Annotated in this window: 22 protein-coding genes; 13 read left to right on the plus strand and 9 right to left on the minus strand. The window is 70.9% G+C overall.

The genetic code is table 11. The features are described from left to right. Nucleotides 1–13: 13 nt before the first annotated feature. On the minus strand, nucleotides 14–1,225 hold the full coding sequence (locus tag OHU74_RS22940; RefSeq protein WP_371617621.1) for a pyridoxal phosphate-dependent aminotransferase: 1,212 nt from the start codon (nucleotides 1,223–1,225) through the stop codon (nucleotides 14–16). 280 nt (nucleotides 1,226–1,505) lie between these two features. Here OHU74_RS22940 and OHU74_RS22945 point away from each other — a divergent pair, with 280 nt between their 5' ends. Next, complete coding sequence (locus OHU74_RS22945) at nucleotides 1,506–1,877, plus strand: hypothetical protein (protein ID WP_371617622.1); 372 nt, start codon at nucleotides 1,506–1,508, stop codon at nucleotides 1,875–1,877. A gap of 130 nt (nucleotides 1,878–2,007) precedes the next feature. Beyond that, the gene (locus tag OHU74_RS22950) at nucleotides 2,008–2,241 is read left to right on the plus strand and encodes a hypothetical protein (protein ID WP_371617623.1); all 234 of its coding nucleotides are present in this window, start codon (nucleotides 2,008–2,010) and stop codon (nucleotides 2,239–2,241) included. Between the two features lie 107 nt (nucleotides 2,242–2,348). On the opposite strand, the gene OHU74_RS22955 is transcribed toward OHU74_RS22950, so the two are convergent. Next, nucleotides 2,349–2,585: a DUF977 family protein gene (locus OHU74_RS22955; protein ID WP_371617624.1), complete on the minus strand. Its 237-nt coding sequence runs from the start codon at nucleotides 2,583–2,585 to the stop codon at nucleotides 2,349–2,351. A 2-nt stretch (nucleotides 2,586–2,587) separates the two neighbouring features. Continuing rightward, nucleotides 2,588–3,799: a PTS transporter subunit EIIC gene (locus tag OHU74_RS22960; protein ID WP_371619773.1), complete on the minus strand. Its 1,212-nt coding sequence runs from the start codon at nucleotides 3,797–3,799 to the stop codon at nucleotides 2,588–2,590. A gap of 311 nt (nucleotides 3,800–4,110) precedes the next feature. Here OHU74_RS22960 and OHU74_RS22965 point away from each other — a divergent pair, with 311 nt between their 5' ends. Both OHU74_RS22965 and OHU74_RS22970 read left to right on the plus strand, forming a co-directional pair. Next, nucleotides 4,111–4,587, plus strand: a complete 477-nt coding sequence (locus OHU74_RS22965; protein WP_371617625.1) for a macro domain-containing protein — start codon at nucleotides 4,111–4,113, stop codon at nucleotides 4,585–4,587. 188 nt (nucleotides 4,588–4,775) lie between these two features. Next, nucleotides 4,776–5,192 carry a lipocalin/fatty-acid binding family protein gene (locus tag OHU74_RS22970; protein ID WP_371617626.1) on the plus strand — a complete coding sequence of 139 codons (417 nt, stop codon included), beginning with the start codon at nucleotides 4,776–4,778 and terminating at the stop codon, nucleotides 5,190–5,192. A 33-nt stretch (nucleotides 5,193–5,225) separates the two neighbouring features. Here the strand turns inward: OHU74_RS22970 and OHU74_RS22975 are convergent, their stop codons facing one another. The 4 genes from OHU74_RS22975 to OHU74_RS22990 all read right to left on the minus strand — a co-directional run bounded on the left by OHU74_RS22975 (nucleotide 5,226) and on the right by OHU74_RS22990 (nucleotide 9,410). Continuing rightward, the gene (locus OHU74_RS22975; RefSeq protein WP_330298286.1) at nucleotides 5,226–5,417 is read right to left on the minus strand and encodes a hypothetical protein; all 192 of its coding nucleotides are present in this window, start codon (nucleotides 5,415–5,417) and stop codon (nucleotides 5,226–5,228) included. Between the two features lie 82 nt (nucleotides 5,418–5,499). Beyond that, on the minus strand, nucleotides 5,500–6,510 hold the full coding sequence (locus OHU74_RS22980) for a YdcF family protein (protein WP_371617627.1): 1,011 nt from the start codon (nucleotides 6,508–6,510) through the stop codon (nucleotides 5,500–5,502). A 31-nt stretch (nucleotides 6,511–6,541) separates the two neighbouring features. Then, complete coding sequence (locus OHU74_RS22985; RefSeq protein ID WP_371617628.1) at nucleotides 6,542–8,113, minus strand: amidohydrolase family protein; 1,572 nt, start codon at nucleotides 8,111–8,113, stop codon at nucleotides 6,542–6,544. A gap of 4 nt (nucleotides 8,114–8,117) precedes the next feature. Then, nucleotides 8,118–9,410: an amino acid deaminase gene (locus tag OHU74_RS22990; RefSeq protein ID WP_371617629.1), complete on the minus strand. Its 1,293-nt coding sequence runs from the start codon at nucleotides 9,408–9,410 to the stop codon at nucleotides 8,118–8,120. 168 nt (nucleotides 9,411–9,578) lie between these two features. Here OHU74_RS22990 and OHU74_RS22995 point away from each other — a divergent pair, with 168 nt between their 5' ends. From OHU74_RS22995 to OHU74_RS23005, 3 genes are all read left to right on the plus strand, one after another. Next, nucleotides 9,579–10,343 carry an IclR family transcriptional regulator gene (locus tag OHU74_RS22995; protein ID WP_371617630.1) on the plus strand — a complete coding sequence of 255 codons (765 nt, stop codon included), beginning with the start codon at nucleotides 9,579–9,581 and terminating at the stop codon, nucleotides 10,341–10,343. Further along, nucleotides 10,340–10,759 carry a RidA family protein gene (locus tag OHU74_RS23000; protein WP_371617631.1) on the plus strand — a complete coding sequence of 140 codons (420 nt, stop codon included), beginning with the start codon at nucleotides 10,340–10,342 and terminating at the stop codon, nucleotides 10,757–10,759. The genes OHU74_RS22995 and OHU74_RS23000 overlap by 4 nt, the downstream gene beginning before the upstream one ends. Nucleotides 10,760–10,838: 79 nt before the next feature. After that, nucleotides 10,839–12,677: a serine/threonine-protein kinase gene (locus OHU74_RS23005; protein WP_371617632.1), complete on the plus strand. Its 1,839-nt coding sequence runs from the start codon at nucleotides 10,839–10,841 to the stop codon at nucleotides 12,675–12,677. Between the two features lie 107 nt (nucleotides 12,678–12,784). Here OHU74_RS23005 and OHU74_RS23010 read toward each other — a convergent pair whose 3' ends face one another. After that, a complete protein-coding gene (locus OHU74_RS23010) occupies nucleotides 12,785–14,122 on the minus strand; it encodes a M14 family metallopeptidase (RefSeq protein ID WP_371617633.1) in 1,338 nt (445 codons plus the stop codon). Nucleotides 14,123–14,272: 150 nt separating this feature from the next. Next, nucleotides 14,273–15,976, minus strand: coding sequence for a chitinase (locus OHU74_RS23015; protein WP_371617634.1), 1,704 nt, complete (start codon nucleotides 15,974–15,976; stop codon nucleotides 14,273–14,275). A 343-nt stretch (nucleotides 15,977–16,319) separates the two neighbouring features. Here OHU74_RS23015 and OHU74_RS23020 point away from each other — a divergent pair, with 343 nt between their 5' ends. From OHU74_RS23020 to OHU74_RS23045, 6 genes are all read left to right on the plus strand, one after another. Next, the gene (locus OHU74_RS23020; protein ID WP_371619774.1) at nucleotides 16,320–17,225 is read left to right on the plus strand and encodes a hypothetical protein; all 906 of its coding nucleotides are present in this window, start codon (nucleotides 16,320–16,322) and stop codon (nucleotides 17,223–17,225) included. Nucleotides 17,226–17,264: 39 nt separating this feature from the next. Continuing rightward, the gene (gene cpaB / locus OHU74_RS23025) at nucleotides 17,265–17,966 is read left to right on the plus strand and encodes a Flp pilus assembly protein CpaB (RefSeq protein WP_371617635.1); all 702 of its coding nucleotides are present in this window, start codon (nucleotides 17,265–17,267) and stop codon (nucleotides 17,964–17,966) included. A 331-nt stretch (nucleotides 17,967–18,297) separates the two neighbouring features. Beyond that, the gene (gene iscB / locus OHU74_RS23030; protein ID WP_371617636.1) at nucleotides 18,298–19,638 is read left to right on the plus strand and encodes an RNA-guided endonuclease IscB; all 1,341 of its coding nucleotides are present in this window, start codon (nucleotides 18,298–18,300) and stop codon (nucleotides 19,636–19,638) included. Beyond that, entirely contained in the window at nucleotides 19,635–20,954 is a 1,320-nt protein-coding gene (locus OHU74_RS23035; RefSeq protein WP_371617637.1) for a CpaE family protein, read from the plus strand. The genes iscB and OHU74_RS23035 overlap by 4 nt, the downstream gene beginning before the upstream one ends. Nucleotides 20,955–21,014: 60 nt before the next feature. Continuing rightward, nucleotides 21,015–21,344, plus strand: a complete 330-nt coding sequence (locus OHU74_RS23040) for a TadE/TadG family type IV pilus assembly protein (protein WP_371617638.1) — start codon at nucleotides 21,015–21,017, stop codon at nucleotides 21,342–21,344. After that, a complete protein-coding gene (locus OHU74_RS23045; protein ID WP_371617639.1) occupies nucleotides 21,341–21,709 on the plus strand; it encodes a TadE/TadG family type IV pilus assembly protein in 369 nt (122 codons plus the stop codon). Before OHU74_RS23040 ends, OHU74_RS23045 begins: the two co-directional genes overlap by 4 nt. Nucleotide 21,710 lies beyond the last annotated feature (1 nt).

Below are 21,710 nucleotides of genomic sequence, written 5' to 3' on the forward strand. Positions count from 1 at the left end.
CCGTCCGGGCGCCCTACGGCTGGCTGTAGCCCTCCAGGAAGTTACCGATCCGGGTCACCGCGTCGGCCAGATCCTTCGCGTTGGGCAGGGTCACGATCCGGAAGTGGTCGGGCTCGGGCCAGTTGAAGCCCGTACCGTGCACGACCATGATCTTTTCCTCGCGCAGCAGGTCGAGGACCATCTGCCGGTCGTCCTTGATCTTGTAGACCGACGGGTCCAGCTTCGGGAAGAGGTACAGCGCGCCCTTGGGCTTCACGCAGGTGATGCCGGGGATCTGAGTCAGCAGGTCGTACGCCGTGTCGCGCTGCTCCAGGATCCGTCCGCCGGGCAGGACCAGGTCGTTGATCGACTGGCGTCCGCCGAGCGCGGTGGCGATGGCGTGCTGGGAGGGCATGTTCGCGCACAGGCGCATGTTGGCCAGGATCGTCAGGCCCTCGATGTAGGACGAGGCGTGCTTCTTGGGCCCGCACACGGCCATCCAGCCGGACCGGTAGCCGGCGACGCGGTAGTTCTTGGAGAGCCCGTTGAAGGTGAGCGTCAGCAGGTCCGGGGCGATCGCGGCGGTGTTCGTGTGGGTGGCGCCGTCGTAGAGGATCCGGTCGTAGATCTCGTCCGAGCACACGATCAGGTTGTGGCGGCGGGCGATGTCCGTCAGCCCGCGCAGCATCTCGTCGTCGTAGACGGCGCCGGTCGGGTTGTTCGGGTTGATGATCACGATCGCGCGGGTGCGGTCGGTGACCTTGCGCTCGATGTCGGCGAGGTCCGGCATCCAGTCGGACTGCTCGTCGCACCGGTAGTGCACGGCGGTGCCGCCGGCCAGGCTGACGGAAGCGGTCCACAGTGGATAGTCCGGCGCCGGGACGAGCACCTCGTCGCCGTCGTCGAGCAGCGCCTGCATCGACATCTGGATCAGCTCGGAGACGCCGTTGCCGATGTAGACGTCTTCGACGTCCAGGTCGATGCCCTTGGTCTGGTAGTGCTGCATCACCGCGCGGCGTGCGGAGAGCAGCCCCTTCGCGTCCCCGTACCCGTGGGCGTTGCCCAGGTTGCGGAGCATGTCCTCAAGGATCTCCGGCGGGCACTCGAAGCCGAAGGCCGCGGGGTTGCCGGTGTTGAGCTTGAGGATGCGATGACCTGCTGCTTCGAGCCGCATGGCCTCTTCGAGCACGGGGCCGCGGATCTCGTAGCAGACATTGGCGAGTTTCGTTGACTGGATCACCTGCATGACGGGAGCTTACGGGTCCGCGTGCGGGTGCGCTCCGGTATTCGACGGCCGGATGGGCGGCGACCGGCGGCCCGATATGTCCCCTTCGCGCAAAGCTTGGGTACGGGCGCCACGTGCCCTTGGAAACCAGGGCCGGCCCCGCGCTCCGGCCTGCGGAATGAGTGGGGGCGGGGGAGACTGCCGGACTGGTGTTGCGCTCGTCACCCTGGCTGCTCCTAGGGTGTGCGGCGGTGGCGCGGCGGCGCACGACGGTGATCAAGGAGAGCGGGGGGCACGGGAGATGAGTGGCAAGGGGAGAGGGGCCCGGCCGAAGGCGGACCTGGCCTCGGTGTTCCGGTTCGCGACCGAGCTGTGCGCCTGGGTGGCCACCCCCTGGGCCCTGGCCGGCTGGTCGGTGACGGCGGCGGTGGCCGGTGTGGTGCTGCTGATCGGCCTCCCGACGGTGTTCGCCACCCCGGGGGACAAGGCGCAGGTGATGGTCCCGGTCCCGGGTGCGGTGACGATCGCCCTGGTCCTGCTGCAGCTGGCCGCGGCGGTGGCCGCGTCCTGGGCCGCCTGGCCGCTCTGGGCGGCGGCCGCGGTGACCGCGCTCGCGGCGGCCTGCCTGGTGACGGAGCGGCCCCGCTGGCGCCGCCTGCTGGCGGGGGGCTGATCCCTGCCGGTCCGCGGTGCGGCCGCCTGAAGCTCGCCCATCTAGGTACATGGCATGAGTACGCGCACTCATGCGGCCCGGTCGGCCCCGGTGGAGGCTTGCCGTCCGAGATCGTTTGAGGGGTGGGGCAGTGGAGTTCACGATCGGGGACATGGTGATCGAGGCGCTGGGTTCGTACGGGGACGACCGGGCGATCGAGTTCTGGGCCACGGTGCGCGGGGCCGAGACCCCGGCCGTCTTCGCCATCCACCGCGAGCACGACAAGGACTGGGAGTCCGCCCGCCTCACCGTCGACCCCTCCTCGGGCAGCGTCCCGGTGGCGGCGGTCGAATGGGCGGTGGAGTTCGCCCGCGAGTACCTGTAGTCGGAGGCGGCCCGGCCCCGGACGCAGAAGAGCCCCGCGGCGGGCGCTGCCACCTCGTGGGTGGCGCGCCCGCCGCGGGGCTCTTCATCGGGGGGAGGAGCGGGCCGTCAGGCCGACCAGCTGCCGCCCGGCCCGGTCCGGGAGGTCGCCCCGGACCGGACCCGCACCACGCGGCCCTCGGCCGCCAGCTGCTTGAGGTCCCGGTGGATCGTCATCCGGCTGACGCCGAGGTCCCGTACGAGGTCCGCGACCCAGACGCGACCCTGTTCCCGCGCCACGCCGGCGATCAGTTCCCGCCGTTCCCCGCAGGGCATCCCCTGACCGGGAGTGCGCGGCTCGGACACGGTTACTTCGCCTCGGCCTTCAGGATCTCGGCGAGCTCCTCGTCGGACTCGCGGCCCGGGGTGGGGAGGTTCCACTTGGTGATCGCGAAGCGGAAGACGAAGTAGTACAGCGCCGCGAAGCAGAGGCCGATGCCGGCCAGGCCCCACGGGTTGGACGCGATGCCGAGGTTGAGGACGAAGTCGATGGCGCCGGCAGAGAAGCCGAAGCCGTCCTTCATCCCGAGGGACCAGGTGAGCGCCATCGAGACGCCGGTCAGGACCGCGTGGATCGCGTAGAGGACCGGGGCGATGAACATGAAGGTGAACTCGATGGGCTCCGTGATGCCCGTGACGAAGGCGGTGAGCGCGAGGGAGAACATCATGCCGCCGACGACCTTGCGGCGCTCGGGGCGGGCGCAGTGGACGATCGCGAGGCAGGCCGCCGGGAGGGCGAACATCATGATCGGGAAGAAGCCGGTCATGAACTGTCCGGCGGTGGGGTCACCGGCGAGGAAGCGGTTGATGTCGCCGTGGGCGCCGTTGTACTCGCCGGCCTGGTACCACGGGAAGGAGTTGATCAGGTGGTGCATGCCGACCGGGATCAGCGAGCGGTTGACGACGCCGAAGATGCCCGCGCCGACGGAGCCGGAGTTGACCAGCCACTCGCCGAGGCCGTGGATGCCCTTGCCGAGCACCGGCCAGATGAGACCGAAGACGATGCCGGTGACCAGGCCCGCGAAGGAGGACAGGATCGGGACGAGGCGACGGCCGCCGAAGAAGCCGGCCCAGTCGGGCAGCTTGGTCCGGTAGAACTTCTGGTAGAGCAGGGCGGTGATGATGCCCATCACGACGCCGCCGAGGACGCCGGCGTTGACCGGGGCGTCGACCAGGGCGACTTGGTGGTCGACGACCTTCTCGACCTGCGGCACGTTGCCGTCGGTGAAGGTGCCCAGCACGTTGGAGAAGACCACGTAGCCGGCGACGGCCGCGAGGCCGGTGGAGCCGTCGGACTTCTTGGCGAAGCCGACCGCGATGCCGACGGCGAACAGCAGCGCCAGGTTGCCGAAGACGGCGTTGCCGCCGGCCGCCATGTACTTGGCTATCTCGTTCACCCAGCCCGGCAGGGACTCGCTGCCGAGCATGTCGGCGTTGCCGAAGCGCATCAGCAGCGCGGCTGCCGGCAGCACGGCGATCGGCAGCATGAGGCTGCGGCCGAGGCGCTGCATGACCGCCATGACGGCGGAGTTCTTCTTGGCAGACGGGGCCGTCTGCTCGGCTGTGCTCACGGTGCTTCCTCCAGAGGAAACGAGGTGTGTTGCCAAGGAAGGACAGCGCTTGTGTGGGCTGGGCAACAGCGGGTGGAAATGCGCTATTTGCGGCGCGGTAGTCCAGTTGTAACACGGTTAAAACCGCATAAACCCGCTGCTGGGCGGAGTGTGGACCTAAGGCCCGCAGGGTGAGGTCGCAAGCCTCGCGGGACAGGTGTCTTCCGGCGTTGTCAGCGGGTCCGGGTACCTTCCGGAAGAGGGGGAAAGGGGTGGGGCCGATGTCGCAGCTGAAGATCGTCCGGGGGGACGCGACCAGCCCGCAGGCCAAGGGGCCGAAGATCATCGCGCACGTGTGCAACGACCTCGGGGGCTGGGGGAAGGGCTTCGTCCTCGCGCTCTCGAAACGCTGGAGCGGTCCGGAGGCCGAGTTCCGGGCCTGGCACCGGGGACGCAGCGGGAACGACTTCGCGCTGGGCGCGCTCCAGCTCGTCCAGGTCCTCCCGGACACCTGGGTCGCGAACATGATCGGCCAGCGGGGCATCCGCACCGGCAGCGCGGGCCCGCCCGTCCGCTACGAGGCGATCGACCACTGCCTGGCCAACCTGGCCACCCGAGCCGCCGAGCTGGACGCCTCGGTCCACATGCCCCGCATCGGCTGCGGCCTGGCGGGAGGAAAGTGGTCCCGCGTCGAGCCGCTGATCAGCGCCCGCCTGTGCGCGAAGGGCATACCCGTCACGGTGTACGACCTCGGCTGAGCCCCGGCGTGCGCACCCCAACGGATGACGGGAAATCCGGCCTTTTCCGTTCCGGACGAATCGGTGGCGATGAAGCCAATCCGGCAGTACAGGTCATCTCATATGCCTGCGTGTCGCCATTCGGTTTCCGGCCACTCCGGCCCGTGCCATTTGCCGTCTGACCTGCGGTTTCGGTAGGAGTGGGACCTATGGCAGAGGATATTCCACATCTCATCGGCAAGTTCGAGCTGACCTCGCCGGAGCACTACGACGCCTATCTCGGCGCGGTCGGCATGGGCCTGGCCCAGCGATCCCTGGCGGTGAGCGCCGCGCCGGTGGACGAGTTCACCGCGACCGCGACGGGCTACCGGCTGAGAGTGCGGACCGCCCTGCGGACCATCATCCAGGAGTTCGAACTGGGGGTGGGGTTCGGCTGGAAGAACGAGGCCGAGCTCGACGCGAAGACCACCTTCACCGGGTCCGGGGACCAGGGGCTGGTGGAGGTGGACCTCCTGGACGGGGGCGGTGCGATCACCGTGCTGTGGACCCCCGCGCCCCAGGGCATGACGAAGGTCTTCTCCTTCGGCGGGGCCACCTTCACCTGCGCCTACAAGCGCATCGGCTGACCCCGCCTCGGGCCGTACCTACGGGAGCCGTACCTACGGGAGGTAGCGTTCGATCGCTGCCGGGCCTTCCTTCTCCATCATTTCGCGTGCCTTCTTGACCCGCTCCGGAGTCACGTCCCGGCCGCTCGCCATGACGAGGTCCTCGGGGTCGTACGGGCGCTCCCCGCCGGAGTAGAGCTTGGCCGGGCCCTTGGTCTTGGGCTGCTGGTCCGCTTCACTGTCCATCGCTGCCTCCTCCTGGTGCCGCCCCCTGGCCCCATCCTCCGACCGCGCCGCCATGAACGCACCTCGGGCCCGGGCGCCGGCGTCACCCGGCGTTGACCGCCAGCGTCGCCGTCAGGGCGACGATCGCGCCGCAGATGCCGAGGTTCACGATCTTGTGCTCCCAGAACACCGCGACGAACTCGCGGATCGTCGCGCTCGGCCAGAAGTACTTCGCCGTCGGCGAGCCCAGGACCTGCCCGTTCACCCCGGCCTTGCGGGCCGTCATCGCGGCGCGGAAGGCGTGGAAGTTGTTGGTGACCACCACGCAGCGGTAGCCGGGATCACCGGCGAGCATGATCTCGCGGCTGAAGCCGAGGTTCTCCTGCGTCGTGCGGGAACGGTCCTCCAGTCGTACGTGGTCCTGCGGAACGCCCTGGGCGATCAGCCAGTCGGCCATCGCCCGCGCCTCGGCGACCTTCTCGTCCGCCCCCTTGCCGCCCGATGTCAGCAGGAGCGGCACGCGGCCGCCCCGCGCGATCTGGGCGTCATGGATCTCCATGCCCTTGCGCAGCCGGGAGGCCAGCAGCGGCGGGACCCGGTCGCCGCCGATCAGGCCGGAGCCCAGCATCACCACGTAGTCCACGTCCCCGCGCACCTTGATCCGGCCGTAGAGGTAGGCGTAGGCGAGGAAGCAGAGGAAGAGGAAGGAGACGTACCCGGCGAGGAAGACCACGCCCCCCACCACCGCGTCCCACCGCTGGGAGCCCTGGTTGCCCAGGGTCAGGACGAACGAGATCAGGGCGAAGATCCCCACCCCCGCCATGAAGGAGAGCAGGTTGGCCGGGCGGCGGCCCTCCTTGCGGACCATGGTCAGGCCGTTGCCGATCAGGAAGACGCCGAGTGCGACCGTACCGAGCGCGGGGACCAGGAAGACCATCGCGACGATGATCCCGCCGAGGCCGTGGGGCAGATCGGGCACCAGGGTCAGCAGCCCGATCGACGCGAATATGAAGGTGAGGCCGAGGTAGACCGCGTTGCGAAAGCGCCGGCGGTCGGCCCGGACGCTCACGCCGAAGAGGGCGAGGAAGAGCGCGGCAGGGACAAAGGCGTACATGCCGCTCATCGTAGGTGGGAAGTATGAATATCTAGCGGCCACCATGCGGCGTCCGGCGGATCGCGCGCCCGGCCAGGACGTCCGTCCTGAGGCCGTCCCGCATCACGAAACGGCCGTCGATCAGGACGTGCGGAATCCCGGTCGGCAGCGCGCGCGGCCGCTCGTACGTCGACCCGGCCGCGACCGTCAGCGGATCGAACAGGACCAGGTCCGCGCGGTGGCCCACCCGCACGGTCCCCCGGTCGGGCAGCCGCAGCCGCGCCGCCGGGCGGCCCGACAGGTGCGCGACGCACTCCTCCAGGGAGAGAACGCCCAGCTCGCGCACGTAGTGCCCGAGGTAGTGCGGAAAGGTGCCGTACGCCCGGGGGTGCGGCTTCGCGCCCTGCAGGATGCCGTCCGAGCCGCCCGTGTGGACCGGGTGGCGCATGATCGCCCGTACGTTCTCCTCGTGCCCCACGTGCTGCAGGATGCTCGGCCCCAGCCGGTCGTCCAGCAGCAGCCGCCGGGCCGTCTCCCAGTCGGGCAGGCGGGTGCCGACGAGGGCCCCGTGGGCCGGATCCGTGGTTCCGGCGATCTCGATCGTCGACCAGTCCACGGGCACCCCGTGGCAGCCGTCGGCGCCCTCCACCTCCAGCGCGTACCGGATCCGCTCGGCCTCGCCGTCGTCGCGCAGCCGGGCCAGGACCGCCTCGGGTCCGCCCTCGTTCGCCCAGCTGGGCAGCAGCGCGACCAGGGTGGTGCAGCCCGGGGTGTACGGGTAGCTGTCGAGGGTGATGTCGGCGCCGGCGGCCAGCGCGCGGTCGAGGAGGCCCAGGAGCTCCCCGGCGCGGCCCTGGTTCTCGCCGAAGTTCATCGTCGCGTGCGCGAGGTGCAGCGCGCAGCCGGCCTCGCGGGTCAGCTCGACCATCTCGGCGTAGGCGCCGAGCGCCCCGTGCCCGTAGGAGCGGTGGTGCGGGCAGTAGTAGCCCCTGTACGAGGCCACCACCCGGCACAGCTCCGTCAGCTCGGCGCCGGACGCGTACATGCCGGGGGTGTAGGTGAGCCCGGAGGACATTCCCACCGCGCCCTGCGCGAGGCCCTCGGCGACGAGCGCGCGCATCCGGTCGAGCTCGGCGGGGGTCGCGGGCCGGTCGCCCCAGCCCACGACGAGGGCGCGGACGGTGCCCTGGGGGACGAGGTAGGCGGCGTTGACGGCGATGCCCTGCGCGTCGAGGCGGTCCAGGTACCCGCCCACGTCCCGCCAGTCGAAGTCGATGTCTTCGCCCGTACCGTTCCAGCCGGCGATGGCGGCCCGCACCCCGGTCAGGGTCCGGTCGTCCACGGGGGCGTACGACAGGCCGTCCTGCCCCAGGACTTCGAGGGTCACGCCCTGGGCGGCCTTCGCGCTGTGGTCCGGATCGCGGAGCAGCGCGAGGTCGCTGTGGGCGTGCATGTCGACGAAGCCGGGGGCCAGGACGAGCCCGTGGGCGTCGAGGGTTTCCCGCCCGCCGCCCCGGATCCTGCCCACCTCGGCGATGCGGCCCTCGTGGACGCCGACGTCGGCGGTGCAGGAGGGCCCGCCCGTGCCGTCGACGACGCGGGCCCCCCGGATGACCAGGTCCATGTTTCTAGAAGAACGTCCGGACGTACTCGCCGACCGTGCCGTCGCTCTCCACCACCGGGATCAGCGGCCACTTCTCGAAGATCGTGCACGGGTGGGACATGCCCAGCGCCACCCAGTCGCCGACCTGGAGGTCGTCGGCGGAGTCGGTCTCCAGCCAGGCGTGCTGGTCGGAGAGCTTGGTGACGCGGACCGAGCCGGCGGCCGGGGTCCGCTCGATGCCGGTCACCGGATCGCGGAGCAGCTCCACCTCGGGCAGGCCCAGGTCGTAGGCGATGTCGCGCTTGCCGGCGTTGACGAACGCCTGGGTGGGGGAGGGGCGGGAGACGACCTGTGCCCAGAGCCGGAACGCGGGGCGCAGGGCGCCCTCCTCCGGGATCCGGTTGAAGGGGGTCAGGCGGGTGTACCAGCCGTGGTCGTGCGAGACGTACGCGCCGGAGCGCAGCAGCTTGAGCACCGGCCGGGACAGCTCCGGGATCTCGGCGAACACGTCGGCCACGGCGTCGAACCAGGCGGAGCCGCCGGCGCTGACCACGATCTCGTCGAGGCCGGCGGGGAACCGCCCGGCCTTGTCGAACTCGACGGCGAGGCCCGTCAGCCGGCGCAGGTACGCGTGCACGGACTCCGGTTCGGCGCCGGGGACTTCGGCCTCGTACCCGGCGATGCCGACCAGGCGCAGGGTGGGGGCCCGGTCCACGGCGTCGGCGACGGCCCGGCAGTCCTCGTCGGTACGGGCCCCCGTACGGGCGCCTTCGCCGGCGCCGAGCTCGACGACCACGTCGACGACGGCGATGGCGGGCTGCCCCTGGAGGGCCTGGTCCATGAGCTCGACCCCGCGCACGGAGTCCACGTAGCAGACGAACCGGAAACCGGGGTCGGCGGCGAGCTCGGCGGCGACCCAGCGCAGGGCGGCGGCGTCGACGAGCTCGTTGGCGAGGAAGATCCGCTGGATGCCGAAGGCGCGGTAGACGCGGACCTGGTGGGGCACGGCGGCGGTGATGCCCCACGCGCCCTGCTCGAGCTGACGGTGGAACAGCTGGGGGGCCATGCAGGTCTTGCCGTGCGGCGCGAAGGCCAGGCCGTGGCGCTCGGTGTACGCCTTGAGGGCGGCGAGGTTGTGGCTCAGCGCGTCGGCGTCCAGGGTCAGGACGGGGGTGGTGAATCCTCCGGAGAAGAGGTCCCGCCGCTGGGCGGCGAGCTGCCCGACGGTCAGGCCCGTGCGCTCGGCGTCCGGGGGGAGGCCCTTGAACCGGTGGTCGACCGGTTCCTGGGCGAGGGCCTGGACGGGGTCGCTGGGCATGTGCGTGCCTCCCGGGGTGTGGCGTGGCGTGTGCGTCGCGCGTACGTCGCGGCTGTGCGCATTGTGCATTGCGCATGTTGCAACGGTCGTTGCGTGTACCGCTGCATGCTGTCTAACATCCCGGATGACGGCGGGTCAACGGGCCCCGGCGGAACGGAGGGCGCGGAGTTGAGTCAGTCCGTGGAACGGGCGCTGCGGATCCTGCCCGCCCTGGCCAGGGGCCCGGCCGGGCTCGGCGAGGTCGCCGAGGTGCTCGGCGTGCACAAGAGCACCGCCCTGCGGCTGCTGCGGACCCTGCACGAGCACGGCTTCGTGTACAAGCAGACCGACGGCCGCTACCGGCTCGGGGCCTCGCTCTTCGCGCTGGCCGCCGAGTCCATCGAGAACCTCGACGTGCGCGACATCGCGCACCCGCACCTGGTCGAACTCAACCGCGCCACCGGCCACACCGTGCACCTGGCCCTCCACCAGGACGACGAGGTCGTCTACATCGACAAGGTCGACAGCCGCTATCCGGTCCGGATGTACTCGCGCATCGGCCGGCCCGTGCCGCTGACCGTCGCGGCCGTGGCGAAGCTGCTGGTCGCCGACCTCCCCGAAGCCGAGCGGACCGCCCTCGCGCACCGGATCGAGTACCCGGCCTACACCCCGCGCTCGACCCCGGACGCCGCCGCCTACCTCCGCGAGCTGGACCTCGTACGGGCGCAGGGCTGGGCCACCGATCTGGGAGGCCACGAAGAGGCCCTGAACTGCCTGGCCGCCCCCATCCGCGGACCCGGCGGACGCGTGGTCGCCGCGATGTCCGTCTCCGCCCCCGGCGTGGTCGTCTCCGCCGAGGGGCTGCTCGAACTGCTCCCGCTCGTCCGGCAGACCGCCGACACCATCGGCCGCGAGTACTCAGGCTCGGGCCCCGCACAGGAAGAGCCGTCATGACCGAGAAGACCGCCATCACCCCCGGCACCCACACCACGCCCCCCGCGAAGTTCTCGCACGGGGTGCGCAAGGGCAACATCCTCCAGGTCGCCGGCCAGGTCGGCTTCCTCCCGCACGTGGACGGGCAGCCGCCTACCCCCGCCGGTCCCACGCTGCGCGAGCAGACCCTCCAGACGCTGGAGAACGTCCGCTCCGTCCTGGAGGCGGGCGGTGCGAGCTGGGACGACGTGATGATGATCCGCGTGTACCTGACGGACACCGGCCACTTCGGCGAGATGAACGGCATCTACAACACCTACTTCGAGGAGCAGGGACTCAAGGAGGCCCCGGCCGCCCGCACCACCGTGTACGTGGGCCTGCCGGCCGGACTGCTGATCGAGATCGACGCCCTCGCGGTCCTCGACTCCACTGCCTGACGCTCGGGTTGGGTACCCTCTCCGTTGACTCGGGGCGTCGGCAGGGGCTGAATCGCCGCTAACACTGGGATGGTTCCTGATGGGCACAGCACCTCCGGCCGATTTCTTCCAGCCGCTCAAGGCCGACGACCCGGCCGTGGTGGGCGGCTACCGGCTGGCGGCCGTACTGGGCGCGGGCGGCATGGGCAAGGTGTACCTCTCGTACACGCCCGGCGGCCGGCCCATCGCGATCAAGGTGATCCGGTCCGAGTTCGGGGAGGACCCCGAGTTCCGGCGCCGGTTCCAGCAGGAAGTGCGGGCCGCCGAGCGGGTCCAGGGCCTCTACACGGCTCCGGTCATCGACTCGGACACCGAGGGCACGCAGCCCTGGCTGGCCACGGCGTACGTGCCCGGGCCCTCGCTCGCGCACGCCGTGGCCCGGCACGGCGCGCTGCCGCCGCGCAGCGTGCTGCTGCTGACCGTCGGGGTCGCGGAGGCGCTGACCGTCATCCACGGCGCGGGCATCGTCCACCGCGACCTGAAGCCCGCCAACGTCCTCCTCGCCTCCGACGGGCCGCGCGTCATCGACTTCGGCATCGCCCGCGCGGCCGACAGCACCGCACTGACCAGCACCGGCGTCTCCATCGGCACACCGGCGTTCATGGCGCCCGAACAGGCCTCGGCGGGTACCGTCACCGCGGCCACCGACATCTTCGCCCTCGGCCAGATCGCCGCGTTCGCGGCGACCGGGTCGTCCGTCTACGGCGACGGGCCCTCGCACGCGGTGCTCTACCGGATCGTGCACGAGGAGCCGGACCTCAGCGGGCTGCCCGAGGAGCTGCGGCCCGTGGTGACCCGGTGCCTCAGCCGCGACCCGGCCGACCGCCCGACCCTGGCCGAGATCATCGAGCTGTGCAACGCGGCCTCCGAAACCCCCCTGCGCCAGGGGGAGGACTGGCTTCCGCGGGCGGTCGCCGGGTCCCTCACGGAGCGGCAGCAGCAGCTGCCCGCACCGGCCCCCACCCCGCCGCCGCACCAGCCCACCCAGGCGCCGACCCCGCCGCCGGGGTCCGGGTACACCCCGACCTCGCTGTCGGACGCGCCTCCGCACGCCGCGCCCACGCAGGCCGCTCCGGCGCAGCCCGCGCCGGGTTCGGTGCCGCCGGGCTACCGGCCGCAGGCCCCGTACGCGCAGCCCTCGTACCCGCAGCAGCCCGCGCAGCCCTCGTACCCGCAGCCCCAGCCCCCGCAGCCCCACTACGCGCAGCCCACGTACCCGACCGGCCACGGCACGCCGCCGCCCTTCCACACCCAGGGGTTCGCGCCCGGGATGCCCCCGCAGCCCCGCCCCAAGCGGACCGGGCTGATCGTGGCCGGAGCCGTGGTGGCCGCGGTCATCGGGCTCGCGGTCATCGGGTCCCTGCTGCCGGACTCCGACAAGGGCAGTGCCTCGGGGAAGCCGGGCAGCGGGTCGAGCGGGAGCGCCTCGGCGGGCGGAGCGCAGAAGCCGGCCGACCCGCAGCCGGTCTCCTACCAGGGCATCGAAGTGCCCCAGAACTACCAGGTGATGCTCGCGGACAACCCGCCGCGCCCGGCCGAGGACGCGAGCGGTGCGGGCGTCCTCTACGGCAAGGCGGACCTCTACTACTACCGGGACACCCTCTTCGGCGACGAGAAGTTCGGCAGCGACAACGGGAAGCTGGTCCTGCTGAACAACTCGGAGAAGGGCTCGCTGGAGACCTGCCGCACCGTGACCCGCTTCACCGAGAAGGTCGGGCTCGACGAGCTCACGGACGGTTCGCAGGTCTGCGTGCTGAGCAAGGCCGGACACATCGCGGTGGCGACCTTCCACGGCCGCAAGGGCGGCAAGGAGGAGACCCGCTACATCACCCTCGACCTCACGATCTGGCGCAACGCCGGGGAAGCGAAGAAGGGCTAGACCCGGCGGGGCCGGACGGCGAAGGGGCGCCCCCCTGGCGGTGGGGCGCCCCGGCTCAGGCGGATCCGGCCGCTACGAGCGGCCCGGCCGCCGGAGCAGCCCGGCCGCTACGAGCAGTACTGCGCGGCCTTGCCGATCGAGCGGTACATGCAGTCCGCGTTCTCCAGCAGCTGGAGCACCGCGTCCTTGTTCCGCGAGGTCTCGCGGTCGATGACCTCGTCCGGCGGGTAGAAGCCGCTGCTCCCGGAGTCCGTCGGGTACATCTCGAAGGTGTAGGCGAAGATCTTCTGGTTGCCCCACAGCCAGTCGTCGATCGTCCCGTCCGTGATGTACAGGTCGCTCGACTGCTCCGGCGTGTAGCCGTTGCTGGCCGCCATGCTGGTGCCGATCTTCTTGTACACGGCCAGGTCGTCCGCGGTCATTCCGGGCGCCGTGTCGTTGTACGTCCACCCGAACGGCCACAGCACGAGCTCGCTGTACGTGTGGAAGTCGATGGCGGCCTTGATCTGCTGCTTGCCGCCGACCACGCGGCTGCGTACGAAGTCCGAGACGACCTTGACCTCGGGCGCCGACGCGGCGGCCGGACCCCGGTAGGTCTCGGAGCTCTTGCTGGAGCTGGAGCCGCCGCAGCAGCCCCACTTGTAGTCCCAGTTGCGGTTCAGGTCGGTGCCGACGGCCGAGGAGCCCGTGTTCGGCTGGCGGTTCTTGCGCCACGAGCGGTACGAGCCGCTCGCGATGTCGTACTCGCCGCCGTCCGGGTTGAGGTCCGGGATGATCCACAGCTCCCGGCTGTTGACCATGTTGGTGATGCGCGCGTCGGTGCCGTACTTGGAGCCCCACTCCTTGAGCAGGTACAGGGCCATCTCCACCGTCAGGTGCTCGCGCGCGTGCTGGTGGTGGGTGAAGAGGACCTCGGGCTCGTTCTCGTCGGTGCCGACGTTGTCGCTGATCTTGATGGCGACGATGTCCCGGCCCTGGTACGACTTCCCGATGACCTGCTTGCTCATGATCGAGGGGTACTGGGCGACGCGCTGGTCGATCTCCGCGTTCGCCTCGGCGTAGTTGTGGTAATTCGAGTCCGCCGAAGGGAAGTCGGCGACGCCGGTGGCGACGCCGCGGCCCTCCGAGCGGTCCGGCGGTCCGGGCAGGGCGGTCAGCTTGTAGCCGAGCGCGCGCAGGCTTCTGGCCTGTGCGGTGTCGGCGCTGACGACGACCGAGCGGGCGTCCACCTCGTCGATCGAGGCGCCGGTGCGGAGCAGGGCGGTGCGTTCGGCCGCCGTGGCCGGGCCCTGGATCTCGTACTGGACGATCGACTCGTCCTGGGTGGCGGTGGACGGGCTGGGCGGTGGGGCTGCCGTCGCGCTCAGGCCGTAGGCGGGTGCGCCGAGCGCGAGTGCGAGAAGGGCCGCCGTGACGGCGGCCCTTCGGCGGTGGTGGAGCCGCATGCGTTCTCCTGGGTGGGAGTGTGGGGGTAGCCGTGCGGACGCGCACAGCGTGCTCTCGTGGCATGTCCGGGTCAAGAATTACAAACCAGCCAAAAATCCCGGTGTCCGCTCATCCCCACACACCTACCGCCTACGGCAGGCCGCGAGCCCCTACGGCAGGCTGTGGACCTTCGGGCCCACCGCGTTGGACCAAGCGCTGCCCGCCTTGGCGTCCCAGTTGGTCGACCAGGTCATCGCCCCGCGCAGTGCGGGGTACGTCTTGGACGGCTTGAAGTTCCCGCAGCTCGTGCCCTTGGTCAGGCAGTCCAGCGCGTTGTTCACGATGGTCGGGGAGACGTAGCCGCTGCCCGCGCCGCTCGGGGAGGCCGGGACGCCGATGCCCACCTGCGAGGGGTCGAGGCCGCCCTCGAGCTGGATGCAGGCCAGCGCGGTGAGGAAGTCCACCGTGCCCTGGGAGTAGACGTTGCCGTCGCAGCCGTTCATCGAGCCGCTGTTGTAGTACTGCATGTTGACGACGGTCAGGATGTCCTTGACGGCCAGCGCCGTCTTGAAATAGCCGCCCTGGGTCGACTGCATGTCGATGGTCTGCGGGGCCATGGTCAGGACGAAGGAGGAGCCGGCCTTCGAAGCGAGCGAGTGCAGCGCCTGGGTCATGTAGGTGGGGTTGAGGCCGTTCTCCAGGTCGATGTCGATGCCGCTGAAGCCGTACTCCTGCATCAGCGCGTACGCGGAGTTCGCGAGGTTGTTCGCGGACGCCGAGTCGTTGACCGTGATGGTGCCCTTCTCGCCGCCGATGGAGAGGATGACGGACTTGCCGGCCGTCTTCTTCGCGGCGATGTCGGCCTTGAACTGGGCGACCGTGTAGCCGCCGAGGCCGGCCGAGTCGAGGTTGAAGGCGATGGCGCCCGGCGTGCTCGTGGCGTCGGCGAAGGAGACGGCGATGATGTCGTACTGGGAGGACACGTCGGAGATCTTCTGGACGGTCGCGCCGTTGTTGAAGTTCTGCCAGTAGCCCGTCAGCGCGTGCTTGGGAACCGCCGGGTTCGGGTTCGGGTTGCCGCCCCCGCCGCTCGTGGTGGTGCCGGTGACGGCCGCCGCCTTCGTGCCCTCGCCGGCCGCGTTGTACGCGCTCACCTGGAAGGAGTACGAGGTCGACGCGGCGAGCCCGGTGATCTGGGCGGAGGTGCCCGAGGTCACGGTCTGCACGCGGACGCCGTCCTGATACACGTAATAGCCGGTGGCGCCGGTGACGGCGTTCCACGAAAGGGTGAGCCCGCTGGAGCTCTGGCCGGAAACGGCGGTGCCGGCCGGGGCGCCGGGAACGGTCGGGGCGGGATCCGTGCCACCGCCGCCGTCGGGACCGAAGACGCTGAACTCGTCGACCACGTAGCCCGGCTGGCCGTACCAGCCGTGCGTCCAGACGGTGACCTGCGTGGTGCTCGCGCCGGTGGTGAAGGTGGTGGACAGCTTCTGGAAGCCGCCGCCGGTGCCGGGGGTCCAGGTGGAGACGTCCTGGGTGCCGGTCCCGGTCGCGCCGAGGTACACGTACGAGCCGTTGACCTGCTCGCTCAGCGTGTACGTCGAATTCGGCTTGACCGTGACGGTCTGGCTGCACTGGGCGTTGTCCTGGCCCGCCGGGGTGGCCTTGAGCGCGGCGGACCCCGCGAAGACGGGGGAGGAGACGACGGCGCCGCTGCCGGAGGTACACGTCCAGTTGGAGAGGCCGGACTCGAAGCCTCCGTTGCGGACGACGTTCACGTCGGCGGCCTGCGCGGTGCCGGTGGCGAGCGCGGTGAGGCCGCCGGCGGTCAGGGTGGCCGCGCCCAGGAGGGCGAGGGAGCGTATGCGGTTCACGTGGGCTCCGTGGGGGGAGTTGGGGATGTGAGGTGCGCGTCAGAGGGCATGTGGGGTGCCCCGCCGCCAAGTTGGTCTAGTCCAATGCTCCTGTCAAGGGTGTTTGCAATATGGCTTGAACCGATCGGACGGCCCGGCCCCTTCCGCTCCCGGTTGTCCGGTTTTCCCGCCACCTGTGACACGTGCCGGAGGCACGGGAATTCGCAAGGCCCTGCCCTGTCAGGAAGGACGCGGATATGGTGCTGGGGCAAGGGGGAAGGGTGTTGATCGTTTGCGGTCGCGCAGCATGCGCGCACGCACCGCGGTCAGGGGAACGCCCGTGGAGTACCGGGTGAACGGGGGGATGCGCGTGCCGACCGCCATTGCTGTCACCAGCGCCGATCTGATGCTGCCGGCCCCGGACCGGCACACTCCGGCGGCCGCCGTGCTGGCGCCGCCGCACGAGCTCGACCTGGAGGGCGCACTCGCGCAGACGGCCGCCCTGCTGGAGCGGCACGGCCATCTCGTGGTCCTCGTACCCACCTGGCTGCCCGCCTCCGAGGCCCGGCGCCTGCACACCGTTCGGGCCATCCTGGAAACCGACCGGATCGCGCTGGTCGACATCGATCTCCCGCCGCTGGCGACCGCCCTGCTGGTACGTCAGCTGCGCCAGCTCAGCGTCTGCGACTTCAGCCCCGGAGTCCTCGCCTCCGCCGCCCGGCTGCTCGCCCACTACATCTACGCCGGCGCGCTGCTCGGCACGGTCGCCAAGCTGGACCGGGTCCCGGTCGGACTCAAGGCGCACGCCAAGTCCTGGGCCCCGAACGCCCAGTTCGCCGTCCTGGCGAACCCGGCCCCGTACCTCGTCAAACTGGGCTCGGGATCCGGCGGCGCGCACGGCGGCGGGGCCCTGCCCGCGGGCCCGGACTTCGCCACCCACCTCACCTTCGCCCGCGGCCAGCTCGCCTCCGACTGGGTGGTCTCCGAACTGGCCCCCGCCTGGAAGGTCCAGGGGGTCATGGAGAACCCGCTGCCGGCCGACTCGGCCGCCTGGTGGGCCACGCCCAAGCTGGTCGAGTTCGCCGCCGCCATCCCGGACCCCGCGGTCCTCTACCAGCTCGTCGCCTCGGTCCGCCGCGACGAATGCCGCTGGTGCGGCCTCGAACTCATCGGCGACCGCTGCGGCTTCTGCGCCGCTCCGCTCACCGCGCCGCCCCCGCCGACGGCTCCCGCCGCGCAGCTCCGCCCCAGATCCAGATCCAGACTCTGACCGGCCCGAACGATTGAAGAACGGCGAGGTAAGTCCGCCATGAACTCACGCCAGCGCCGCGGCGTCATCCTGCTGATCCTGTCGGTCCTGTGCGCCCTCGCCGCCTTCGGTGGGGTCCTGGTGCTGATCGGCGACGTCAACTCCAAGGTCGGGGCCGAGGTCGTCGCGTACCGGGTCAAGAGCGACATAGCCCCGTACACCCCGCTGGCGGCAGGCCAGTTCGAGCAGGTCTCGGTCCCCAAGCGGTGGCTGTCGGACACCGCCGTCACCGACCTCGGCCAGCTCAAGGACAAGATGGCGCTCACCGCCCTGAAGCAGGGCTCGCTGCTCCAGAGCGACATGTTCGTCGACCGGCCCAAGCTCCAGGCCGGCGAACAGGAGATCGCCATCATGATCGACGCGTCCACCGGCGTGGCGGGCAAGATCACCCCCGGCGCCAAGGTCAACATCCTGGGCACCTTCAAGGGCAAGAAGCCCACCGACCCCGACGTGGCCGTGGTCATGGTGGCCAACGCCCGCGTCATCAACGTCGGCCGGCTCACGCCCCTGGACAAGGACAGCGACAAGAAGGGCCCGGCCGAGGCCGTCCCGATCACCTTCGCCCTGAGCACCAAGGACACCGAGCGCGTCGCCTACGCCGAGTCCTTCGCGGAGCACGTGCGCCTCGCCCTGGTGGCCCCCGGCACCGACTCGACGCCCAGCCCGGGCGACCACTTCTACACCCTCGAAGGGGACAGGTAACGGGATCTTCCTCCTGAAACAGGGGGCTATCGGTCGCGCTGGCTGATCGCCGCCGTTACCAGCACCAGCCAACAACGAATATTGGAGGTGAACGAAGTTGGCTACGTATCGCGTAGGACGGAAGACCCACCCACCTGTGCTTCCTCAGCAGTTGGCTCTGGAATTCGAGTCAGCAGACACCCCCCGGATCGGGGACGAAACGGGACCCGAACGCCGTAAGGCACCCGGCGCGGTACATGTGCGAGGGGAGACTGCTGATGCTTCACCTGGCATCGGTGGCGTCACCCCCAGCCGCGAGGTTGGGGAGAAGGCCCGTGAAGGCCACCCCGTCGTGTTCGTCCTGGACAGGCACGGCAACCCGCTGCAGCCGACCGCACCCGCCAGGGCCCGCAAGCTCCTCGACCAAGGCCGGGCGGTCGTGGCCCGGCACACTCCGTTCGTGATCCGCCTCAAGGACCGCACGGTCTCCGAATCCCAGGTGGACGGTGTGGAAATGGGGATCGACCCCGGCTCCAAGCACACCGGTATCGCCGTCTTCTCCGCGAAGGATGGGAACCGCCGCGGCCTGTACGCGGTCGAACTCACCCACCGAGGCGGAGCCATCCGGGACAAGCTCACCGCTCGTGCCGCTTACCGGCGGGGTCGGCGCACACGGAACCTGCGCTACCGCGCACCCCGCTTCTCCAACCGCACCCGCCCCAAGGGCTGGCTGGCACCGTCACTGCGTCACCGTGTGGATACCACTATGTCGTGGACGGCACGGCTCGCACGGTGGGCACCCGTCCGCGCCGTTCATGTGGAACGAGTCGCGTTCGATACGCATGCCATGTCCCACGGCGGACCGCTGGAGGGGGCCGAGTACCAGCACGGCACCCTGCAGGGCACAGAAGCCCGCGAGTACCTGTTGGCCAAGTGGGGGAGGGCCTGCGCCTACTGCGGCGCCACCGGAGTGCCTCTCAATATCGACCACATCCACCCCCGCTCACGCGGAGGCAGCGACCGTATCTCCAACCTGACCATTGCCTGCGTGCCCTGCAATGAAAAGAAGTCCAACCAGCTGGTCGATGGCTTCCTCAAGAAGTCCCCGAGCCTGTTGGCCCGCATCCTCGCCCAGGCCAAAGCCCCGCTCTGCGACGCGGCAGTCGTCAACGCCACCCGCTGGGCGCTGTGGCGTGCCCTCGACGCGGCTTTCCCCATGGTGCAGACCGCGTCGGGGGGCCGCACCAAATGGAACCGGCAGCGTGCCGGCCTGACCAAGACCCACACCCTCGACGCTCTGTGCGTCGGCCACCTCGACACTGTCAGAGGTACCCCGGCCCGCATCCTCGCGGTCACCGCGACCGGGCGTGGCACCTACACCCGCACCAGCCCAGACAAGTACGGCTTCCCCCGTCTCCGCCGACCGAGGCAGAAGCAGTTCTTCGGCTACCAGACCGGCGACCTCGCCTGCGCCGTCGTCCCCACGGGCAAGAAGACCGGCACTCACACGGGCCGCGTCGCTGTCCGCGCCACCGGCAGCTTCAACATCAAAACCGCACACGGCCTCATCCAAGGCATCGGTCACACGTACTTCCGCATCATCCAACGAGCCGACGGCTACGCCTACGCCGCCCGACCCGAAGGGCCCACCACTCAGTTGAAGCAGGGCGTTTCCACGAAGGAAGTCCGATGACCACCCGAATCCTGCCCGCGGTCGGCGATCCCGAAGCCGCCCGCGTCATCGCCACCCTCCTCAGCCAGCTCCCGGGCGCCGAGCCCGCCGCGGCCGTCGCCGACTCCACCTTCCTCCTCGAGATGCTCGGCCGGCTCGCCACCGAGTCGATCGAGGAACTGCCCGAGGTGGTCCTCGTACACGAGCGGATCGGTCCGCTCCCGGCTCTGGAGCTCATCCGCGAGGTCGCCCTGCGCTTCCCGGCGGTCGGGGTCGTCCTGGTCACTTCGGACGCGAGCCCCGCGCTCTTCTCCGCCGCCATGGACTCGGGCGCGCGCGGCCTGATCGGCCTGCCGCTGGCCTACGAGGAACTCGCGGCCCGCGTCCAGGCCGCCGCCCAGTGGTCCGTGGGCGTACGCCGCCACCTGGGCCGGGGCCCGGAGCTGCCCACCGGCCCCGGGGGCAAGGTCGTCACGGTCACCGGGGCCAAGGGCGGAGTCGGTGCCACCTTCGCGGCCGTGCAGTTCGCGCTGGCCGCGGCCGCCGCGGGGCGGCGTACCGCCCTGGTCGACATGGACCTCCAGGCGGGCGACGTCGGCTCGTACCTCGACGTGCAGTTCCGGCGCTCCATCGCCGACCTCGCCGGCATCCAGGACATCTCCCCGCGCGTCCTGCAGGACGCCGTCTACGACGACCGCACCGGGCTGGCGCTGCTGCTCGCCCCGGCGGACGGCGAACGGGGCGAGGAGGTCGACGACCGGGCCGCCCGGCACGTGATCGCCGCCCTGCGCGCCCGCTACGAGGTCGTCGTCATCGACTGCGGCACCCAGGTCACCGGAGCCAACGCGGCGGCGGTGGAGACGGCCGACGTGGCGGTGCTGGTCACCACCCCGGACGTGGTCGCGGTCCGGGCGGCCAAGCGGATGGTCCGGATGTGGGAACGGCTCCAGGTCCGCAAGGCGGAGGACACGGCGATGCTCGTCAACCGCTGGAGCAAGAACACCGAGATCCAGCCCTCCCTGATCGAGAAGATCACCAAGACCCGGGCCGTACGCACCCCGGTCCCGGCCGCCTTCAAGGAGCTCCAGGCGGTCGTGGACGCGGGCCGGGTCCAGGACCTGGACAACCGCTCGACGGTGAAGCAGGCGCTGTGGGCGGTGGCCGGGGAACTGGGCCTGCTGACGGCGCCCGAGGCCCCGGGTGCGCCCGGCGCCGCCGCGCCCGCCGAGCAGCCGGGCGCGGCCGTGGCCGTACGGGCCTCCGGGCCGGTGGCGCGGCTGCGCGGCGGCGACCGGGGCGCGCTCGGGCCGTGGCTGCGGCGCGGCCGGGAGGGCTGATCGGTGCGGGGGCCGCTGCCGCGGAGACGGGGTCGCCGGGGTTGGGGTGACCGGGGCCAGGTGGCCGTCGAGTTCGTCGGTACCGTGCCGCTGATCCTGCTGCTCGTCGCGGCGGTGTGGGAGTGCGTGCTGATCGGCTACGCCTTCTCGCTGGCCGGGAACGCGGCGGACGAGGCGGCGCGGGCGGGTGCGGTGAAGGGGGCGGCGGAGTGCCGGGCGGCGGCGGGCAAGTACATCGGGGGAGCCTGGAACATGTCCGTGGACTGCGGTGCGTCCGGGGACCTCTACAAGGCGACCGTCACCCTCAACATCCCCGTCCTGTACCCCGGGCTCGGCTTCGGCTCGATCGACGGCACGGCCGGCGCGGCGATGGAGAGGGAGTCACCATGAACCGCAGAAGTCGGGAGCGCGCCGACCGGGGCCAAGTGGCCATCGAGTACATCGGCTTCGTCCCCATCCTCCTCTTCGTCGCGCTGTGCGCCATCCAGCTGGGCTGGGTCGCGTACGTCCACCAGCAGGCCGAGACGGCGGCGCGGACGGCGGCCCGCGTCGAGGCCCACATGGGCTCGGGCGGAGCGGCGGCGGGTCAGGCGGCCGTCCGGGAGGGGCTGGGCGCCGACATCAGCGTGACCAAGAACGCCGACACCGTCACCGCACGGGTGACCATCAAGATCAACTCGATCATCCCCGGGCTCAACCCCGACCCGGCGACGGCCACCGCCGTCATGCCCAACGACGACCCGAAGGGACCCTGAC

The sequence above is a fragment of the Streptomyces sp. NBC_00454 genome, assembly GCF_041434015.1.
Taxonomy (GTDB): Bacteria; Actinomycetota; Actinomycetes; order Streptomycetales; family Streptomycetaceae; genus Streptomyces.